Genomic DNA, 7,858 nt, shown 5'->3' on the forward strand with positions numbered 1-7,858 from the left:
GGCCGGTGGGGCTGACGGGGAGTCGACGACGGACATCGGTCACCTCTCTGCGGGGATGCGGTGCCGGGCCGGGCCGCCCGCCCGGGGAGGGCGGGCGGCCCGATCACGGTCAGCTGGCGTTGAGGATCTCGTTGATCTTCGCGTCGGCATCCTTCGCCGCGGCCGGCACGGTGGCCTTACCGGTGGCGATGCTGACCAGCATGTTCTGCAGGACGTTGGCCGACTCGACGTCCGACCACTTCGGCGCCATCGGCACGAACCAGGTCTCCTTGGCGGCCTGCGCGGTCGCCTCGTTGCCCTTGACCGCGGCGGCCTTGTCCAGCAGGGAGGTCGCGTTGGGCAGCACGCCCTTGGCGATCAGGCCCTCCTGCGACTTGGCGTCGGTGAAGATCTGCGCCCACTTGGCGGCCAGGTCGGCGTTCTTGCTCTTGGCCGTCACGGCGACGTCCGAGCCACCGAGGAAGGACGGGATACCGGGCAGCGGCGCCGTGGCGACCTTGCCGTTCACCTTGGTCTTGACCTTCGCCGAGGCGGGGTCGTTGGGGTCCTTCGGCTGCTCCTGGACCGCGCCCAGCTCCCAGCCGTTGCCGTACAGCATGCCGGACTTGCCCTGCGCGTAGACCGCGTCCTGGTCGTTCTCGTCCTTGGTCGGGTCACCGCTGGAGTAGGTCTTGGCGATCTCGGCCCACTTGGTCAGGCCGGCCTGCGCACCCGGCTCGGACAGGGCGCCGACCCACTTGTCGCCGTCCTTCTTGGCGATCTCGCCGCCGTTGCCGTGCACCCACGCCATCGCGGCGTACCAGTACTTGCCCGGCATGTAGAAGGCGGAGAACTGCTTGTCGCTGCCGTTCTTCTCCTTGAGCGTCTTGGCCGCGGCGACCAGCTCGTCGTAGGTCTTCGGGGCCTTCAGGCCGGCCTTGTCGAACAGGTCGGTGCGGTAGAGCAGGACCCGGGCGCCGGCGTAGTACGGCACGCAGTAGGTCTTGCCGTCGAGCTCACAGGGGGCGGAGAGGCCGGTCAGCCACTGCGCCGAGTTCTCGAACTGGCCCTTGTCGAGGGGGGCGAAGGCGCCGTTGAAGACGTACTTCGGCATCTCGGTGTTACCCAGCTCCACCACGTCGGGCACGTCGTTGCCGGCCAGGGTGGTGTCCAGCTTGGCCAGGTGGTCGGTCCACTGCTGGTAGTCGACCTGCACCTGGGCGCCGGTCGCCTGGGTGAAGCGTTCGTTGGCCTGCTTGACGACCTCGGGCCAGCCCGACTGGGCGTCGACCATCAGCCAGACCTTGATGGTCTTGCCGGCACCGTTGACGGAAGCGGCGGCATTGGGGGTGTCGCTGCTGTCGCTGTTCGAGCCGCACGCGGCGGCACCGAGCAGCGTCGCGGCGAGGGTCGCCGCAACCGCGATTCTGCGCTTCACGCTAGTCCTCCTGGACGAGTCAGTTATGCGGGTGAGAGGGGATCTCGAATTCATGGGGCGGAGCTCCCGTCCTTGACGGCTTTGTGGCCGTGGACGGCTTGGGCGGTGCGTTGGAAGGCCGCGTGCGAACGTTCGTGGGTCCGCTGGGCGACGGCTACGTAGAGCAGATCGAGGACGACCAGCTGCGGGTGCCGCGCGGAGAGCGCGTCCGGCCGGAAGGTCGTGGCCTGGGTGGCGGTGAGCAGCACGATGTCCGCCAGCTCGGCCAGCGGCGAGCGGGGGAAGCTGGTCAGCGCGATGGTGGTGGCGCCGCGGCTGCTGGCCTCGGCGAGCAGCTCTATGGTCTCGCCGGTCTCGCCGCTGTGCGAGATGCCGAGGGCGACGTCGCCGGCCCGGGACAGCGCGGCGCTGGCCAGGCCGTTGTGCACATCGGTCCAGGCCCAGGCGGCCACGCCGATGCGGTGCAGGCTGAACTGCATCTCCTCGCCGACCAGCGCGCTGCCGCTGGCGCCGAAGATGTTGACCCGCGGCGCGGCGGCGATGGCCACCGCGGCCAGCTCGACCTCGGCCAGGTCCAGCAGCGAGGCGGTGTCGTGCTTGGCCCGGGTGTCGGCCGCCATGATCTGGCCGAGCACCCGCTCCAGCGGGTCGCTGGGCTGGATCTCGCGGCCGATGTCCACGGTCCAGCCGGACGCGCGGGCCCGGCCGGTCTCCGCCGCGATGCCCAGGCGCAGATCGGCGTAGCCGTCGAAGCCCAGGGCCCGGCAGAACCGGGTCACGGTGGCCGGCGAGGTGCCGCTGCGCTCGGCCAGCTCGACGATGGTCGCCCGGGAGGCGGCTGCCGGGTCGGTGAGGACCTGCTCGGCGACGCGCTGCAGGGCGCCGGTGAACTCGGGCAGCAGGGTGCGCACCCGCACCAGTACCCCGTCCGAGTTGTTCATGCTGTGCTGCGGCGGCGGGGCCTGGTCGCGCACCAGCGAGTCGACGACCGCGGTCGCTGCGGTGCCGTCTGCGTCTGGCTCGACCATGGGCCGTCCCTTCAGAAAGGAGTGTTAACTGTCGCGGTAAAAGTTCTTACTTTCTGACCCCCCGTGTCAAGACCGTGGGTGAAGTTTTCAAACCGTTACCTGGCGCACGTCGATGAATGCGGGTGCCCCGGCAGTCGGTTGACGTACGTCGATCCGCATATGGTCGATAGGGCGCGACCGCCATCATTCATGCTGTTTGGAGGAGTTTGCTCATCGGCCTTTTGGGTCGCCAACGGCATCAAACGGTGCGCCGGAGTGGCCCGACCGGAGGAGTCGACGGGCAACGCGAAACGCCCTCGCAATCCGCGAGGGCGTTTCGAAACGGGAGGGGGTCCGGCAATAATTCTGCCCAGAACCGGTTAAGCGCTGTCGCGAACCGCCTGGGCGAAGACCTCGGAGCGGTGCTCGAAGTTGCGGAAACGGCCGTAACTGGGGGCCGCCGGGGACAGCAGCACCACGCCCTCGGACGGCGTGAGCTTGCGGGCCAGCCGTACCGCCGAAGGCAGATCTTCCGCCGCCTCCGTGCGCACGCCGGCCAGGCCGGCCAGCTCGGCCAGGATGCGCGGCCCGCTGTCCGGCAGGCCGATCACGGTGATCTCCCGGTCCTTGAGGTGCTCCCGCAGGGGGCTGTAGTCCAGGCCGCGGTCGGTGCCGCCGACGAGCACGGTCAACGGCCGGCCCTCGTACGCGTCGATCGCGTGCATCGCCGAGTACGGACTCGTGGACAGCGTGTCGTCCACGAACGTCAGCCCCGACGGGTCCTCGATCTCGGCCAGCCGGTGCGGCAGCCCCTGGAAGGACGCCACCGCCGCGCGCAGGGCCTCCCGCTCACCGACGACGTCGATGCCCATGCCGTCGAGCACGGCCAGGGCGACACAGAGGTTGCGTTCGTTGTGCCGGCCGCGCAGCTTGAGCGTGTCCCGCGGGAACAGGGCCTCGTCGCTGCAGTACACCTGGGCGTCGGCTTCGACCCGGAACCGCGAGTCGCCCCCGGCGGCCGGGATCGCCGCGAAGCCGTTCGCGTCCTTGACCGCCACGGTCTCGGCGACCAGCCGGTCGTCGGCCCCGTTGATCACGATGAGCTCGGGACCGTGGGCCAGCAGGTTGAGCTTGTCGCGGTAGTACTCCCGCTCGCCGCCGTGCGCGTCCAGGTGCTCGGGGAACAGCGAGGTCACCACCGCGACCCGCGGCGAGTCGGTCAGATCGCTGCACTGGTAGCTGGAGAGCTCCAGGACGTACTGCTCGGCCGGGGGCAGGTCGAGCAGCGGCACGCCGATGTTGCCGCCGAAGACGTTGGGCCGGCCCACCGCCGCCAGCAGGTGACTGATCAGGCTGGACGTGGTGCTCTTGCCCTTGCTGCCGGTCACCCCGATGGTGCGGTTGGCGTGGTCGGCCATCCACAGGGCGCTGCCCCCGGTCACGGTGACCCCCCGGGCGCGGAGATCGGCCATCCACGGATGGGTCTGCGGCACCCCCGGCGACCGCACCACCACGTCGGCGGCCACCAGCGCGGCCTGGGCGTGATCACCACCGGCCAGCGGCGCCAGCGCGGCCAGCTCACCCTCCCAGGGCACGGACAGGAAGTTGGCGCTGTCGTCCACCGCGATCAGGCGCGAGGGACCGTGGGCGGCGACGGCCGTGACGGCGGCCCGGCCCTCCCGGCCGGTCCCCCAGACGGCAACGGAACGTCCGCGCAGGTCTGCCAGGCGCACAATCGTCTCCCTCGGTCGAGTCGCACTAGTATGGCTCGCTGGTCCTACGTTGGGAGTGCCGGGTGCGTGCGCAGTACGAGGTCATGCGGTTCCCCGCATACAGGTTCGATCCGGCGACGGGGGTCGCGGAGTTCGACTACCTGCTCGACGGCCCGGACCCGCTGGAGTTCACCGAGACCATCACCTTCCCGCTCGGCCCGGGCGAGCCGCCGGCCCACTTCTTCAAGGTGCTGGAGCTGCTGCACGTCGTGGCCGGCGTGAGCTACTACAAGGTCGGCGCGCCGGCCCGGATCGAGGCGCCGGTCGCCGTGCCAGCCGCGGTCACCGAGTTCTTCACGGCGGTCTACACGCACGGCCTCGGGGAGTACGCGTACGTCAACAAGCTCCCGCACGTGCTGGCTCTGTCGGTCTCCTCGCCTTCGGAGGCTCCCCCGGCTCCCCCGGCTTCCCCGGTGGACAACTCGGAGGGCCGGCCGTTGTCGGCTGTCGGTGGTGGCAAGGACTCCATCGTCACCCTGGAGATCCTGCGGGCCGCCGGGCTGGACCCGGTGCCGTTCTCGGTCAACCCCAACCCGGTGATCGTCAACGTGAACGCCGCCTCCGGCCTGACCGCCCTGGCCGCCCGCCGCAAGCTCGACCCGCGCCTGTTCGAGCTCAACAAGGCGGGGGCCCTCAACGGCCACATCCCGGTGACCGCGATCAACTCGCTGATCGCGATCGCAACGGCGGCCCTGCACGGCCTGGGCCCGGTGGTGATGTCCAACGAACGCTCGGCCTCCGACCCCAACCTGATCTGGAACGGTCACGAGATCAACCACCAGTGGTCCAAGGGAGTGCTCGCCGAGGGCCTGCTGCGAGCGGCGGTCACGGCACACACCGGCCTGGCCGAGCCGTACTTCTCCCTGCTGCGCTCGCTGTCGGAGCTGCACATCGCCCAGCTCTTCGCCCGGTACACCGCGTACGACGACGTGGTGACGAGCTGCAACAAGGCGTTCAAGCTGCACGACCCGACGGCCCGCTGGTGCGGCGACTGCCCCAAGTGCCGCTTCGTGGCGCTGGCCATGGCGCCGTCGATGTCCCGGGCCCGGTTGACCCGGATCTTCGGCCGCGACCTCTTCGCCGAGCCGGCGCAGGTGCCGGGCTACCTGGAACTGCTGGGCATCGACGCCCACAAGCCGTTCGAATGCGTCGGCGAGGTGGAGGAATCCCTGGTCGCCCTGACGATGCTGGGCGACGACCCGCAGTGGGCGGACGCACCGGTGATCACGGCGCTGCGGGCGGCGGTGCCGGCTGAGGCGTGGGCTGCCGCTTCCCGGGACGAGGTGCTGACGCCGGGCGGGCCGACCTTCGTGCCGCCGGCCTACGCCAAGATCCTGGCTGCCGCCCTCGCCTGACCAGCTCGCCCGTCAGTCGGGCTTGTCGTGGTGGATACGGTCGGGGGCCACGCCCAGCGCCTGCAGGGCCAGGCTGGTCGCGGCCAGCATCAGCGGCGGTCCGGCCAGGTACACCTCGTGGGCCGACCATTCGCCGTAGGCGGCGACCGCGTCGGTGACCAGACCGCTCGGGTACGGGCCGGCCTCCCCCTCGGATACCACCGGGATCACCGTGGCCCGCCGGCAGGCCCGGGCGATGTCCGTGATGTCGTCGATGTCGTACAGCTCGCTGAGGTTGCGCACGCCCCAGAAGAGCACCGCCGAGCGCGGGTCCCCGGTCGCGGCCAGCTCCGTGAGCAGGGCTTTGAGCGGAACGACCCCGGTGTCCCCGGCGATCATGAGCAGATCCCGGCCGGACTCGGGCAGCCCCATCTCCCCCTCGGCGCGCGCGATCCGCACGGTGTCCCCGATGGCCGTCCGGTAGACCAGCGCGCCGCTGATCCCGCTGTGACTCTTGGCCCGCACGTGCAGCTCGACGATGTTGTCCCGGCGCGGGTTCCCGGCCAGCGAATACGGCCGCCACACGCCGGGCTGGTCCGGCAACTCGATCCGGGCGTACTGACCGGGCCGGTAAGGCATGGGCAGATACGGTCGCAACCACAACACGGCCAGATCATCCCGGCGCCGCTCGTGCCCGACCACAACCGCGGTCCACACGGTCGGCTGATAAGCGGCGGCGGCCATCCCATGGGCGATCCACTCGTACGCGTGCTGCCACGTCGACCGCCAGGCCTGGTCGAAGTCCTGCCGCCAGCCACCGGCAGCCATCCCCGCCCGCATCGCCTCGGCCAGCGCGGCCCCGGCCAGCTGCAACTGCTGAGGCAGGACGCCGCACTCGGCCAGCGAGGCACCGAGCCGGCCACACGCCGCGACCAGCAGCGGCGGCTGGTCCAGGTGATGCACCAGCCAGGTCAGAGCCTCGGCAAGCTGCGCAACCTGAACGGCCGGCCCGCCGGGCAACTTGGCGAACAACGCGGGCTGGGCCTGGGCGAGAGCAGCCCGCAACCGCTCGGCGACCTCCTCGGGCCCGCCGGCCAGCGAAAGACTGTTGCCGAGCAGCCGCGCCATCTCCCGCAGGGCGGCATCATCGGCGGGATCCATGCCGTCGGCGGGGAGGGCCGGACGGGCGCCTACGGGCGGGACGATGTCGGGCATGCGTACCGGTCCGAAGGGACCGACGGCCTGAACCGGATCACCAGGCCACTGCGGCCCGGCCGGCCGCGGGCCGCCGATGCCGGGAATGCCGCTGATGGGCTCGGTCGACGAACCGGTGGCCGGGATGAGCGGTACGCCGCCGGCCCAAGGCCCAGCACCCGGCGGGTACGGGGTGGTGGCCCCGGGACGCAGCCCGCCCCGCACGGGCGGCGTGGCACCGGGCCGAGCGGGAACGACGGCGCCAGGAGGAACCGCGGGAACGATGGCCGTGCCGGGGGTGGTGCCCGCTGCTGGGCCTTGACCGCCGCCGGGGCCGGTCGGGGGGACAAGTGCGCCCGGGATGGTGCCGCCGGGCACCAGACCATTGCCGCCGGGAATCACACCACCAGGAACCGCACCACCGGGGACCGCCCCCGGAACCGCGCCCCCGGGGCTGGTCCCGCCGGGAGTTGCCCCGCCCGGAACCGCGCCACCGGGACTGGTCCCGCCGGGGATTGCCCCGCCCGGAACCGCGCCACCGGGACTGGTCCCACCGGGGATTGCCCCGCCCGGAACCGCGCCACCGGGACTGGTCCCACCGGGGGTTGCCCCGCCCGGAACCGCCCCGCCCGGGACCATGCCGCCAGGGCCCATCCCACCCGGGACCGCTCCGCCCGGAACCGTCCCGCCTGGGCCGCCCGTCCCACCAGGACCGGTCCCACCAGGACCCGTCCCACCTGGGACCGTCCCGCCCGGAACCGTCCCGCCCGGAACCGTCCTGCCAAGGCCCGTCCCACCAGGGCCCGCCACGCCCGGGACCGCCCCGGCCGGAAGTCCGCTTCCCGGAGCTACGCCTCCGGGACCGGTCGCGCCAGGGGTGGACGCGCCAGGAGCAGGCGTGCCGGGAACCGGCGATGTGCCCAGGCCTCCCGGGGCCATGCCTGCACCGAAGGCTCGGCCCGCGCCGGGAACCGACCGCCACCCGGCACCCGTGCCGGAACCAGGACCGGCGCCCGGGGTCATTCCTGAGCCTGGACTCGCGCCCGGGGCCGACCCCGAACCGGAACCCGCACCCGGCACTCCTCCCGAACCGGAACCGGAACCGGTACCCGGTCCCCCTCCCGAGCCGGTGGG

Annotated in this window: 5 protein-coding genes; 1 reads left to right on the forward strand and 4 read right to left on the reverse strand. The window is 71.8% G+C overall.

What is annotated here, in order from left to right; translation table 11 throughout:
- Positions 1–109: 109 nt before the first annotated feature.
- From AB0C29_RS23340 to murD, 3 genes are all read right to left on the reverse strand, one after another.
- Positions 110–1,417 carry an extracellular solute-binding protein gene (locus tag AB0C29_RS23340; protein WP_360823625.1) on the reverse strand — a complete coding sequence of 436 codons (1,308 nt, stop codon included), beginning with the start codon at positions 1,415–1,417 and terminating at the stop codon, positions 110–112.
- Between the two features lie 50 nt (positions 1,418–1,467).
- Positions 1,468–2,445 (reverse strand): MurR/RpiR family transcriptional regulator, encoded by a 978-nt coding sequence (locus AB0C29_RS23345; RefSeq protein WP_360823628.1) that lies wholly within the window; start codon positions 2,443–2,445, stop codon positions 1,468–1,470.
- A 359-nt stretch (positions 2,446–2,804) separates the two neighbouring features.
- Complete coding sequence (gene murD, locus AB0C29_RS23350; RefSeq protein WP_360823631.1) at positions 2,805–4,157, reverse strand: UDP-N-acetylmuramoyl-L-alanine--D-glutamate ligase; 1,353 nt, start codon at positions 4,155–4,157, stop codon at positions 2,805–2,807.
- Between the two features lie 83 nt (positions 4,158–4,240).
- On the opposite strand from murD, the gene AB0C29_RS23355 reads away from it, so the two are divergent.
- Positions 4,241–5,551: a hypothetical protein gene (locus tag AB0C29_RS23355; protein ID WP_360823637.1), complete on the forward strand. Its 1,311-nt coding sequence runs from the start codon at positions 4,241–4,243 to the stop codon at positions 5,549–5,551.
- Between the two features lie 12 nt (positions 5,552–5,563).
- Here AB0C29_RS23355 and AB0C29_RS23360 read toward each other — a convergent pair whose 3' ends face one another.
- Positions 5,564–6,745: an FAD-binding oxidoreductase gene (locus AB0C29_RS23360; protein WP_360823634.1), complete on the reverse strand. Its 1,182-nt coding sequence runs from the start codon at positions 6,743–6,745 to the stop codon at positions 5,564–5,566.
- Positions 6,746–7,858 lie beyond the last annotated feature (1,113 nt).

It is taken from the genome of Actinoplanes sp. NPDC048791 (genome assembly GCF_040650095.1).
GTDB lineage: Bacteria > Actinomycetota > Actinomycetes > Mycobacteriales > Micromonosporaceae > Actinoplanes.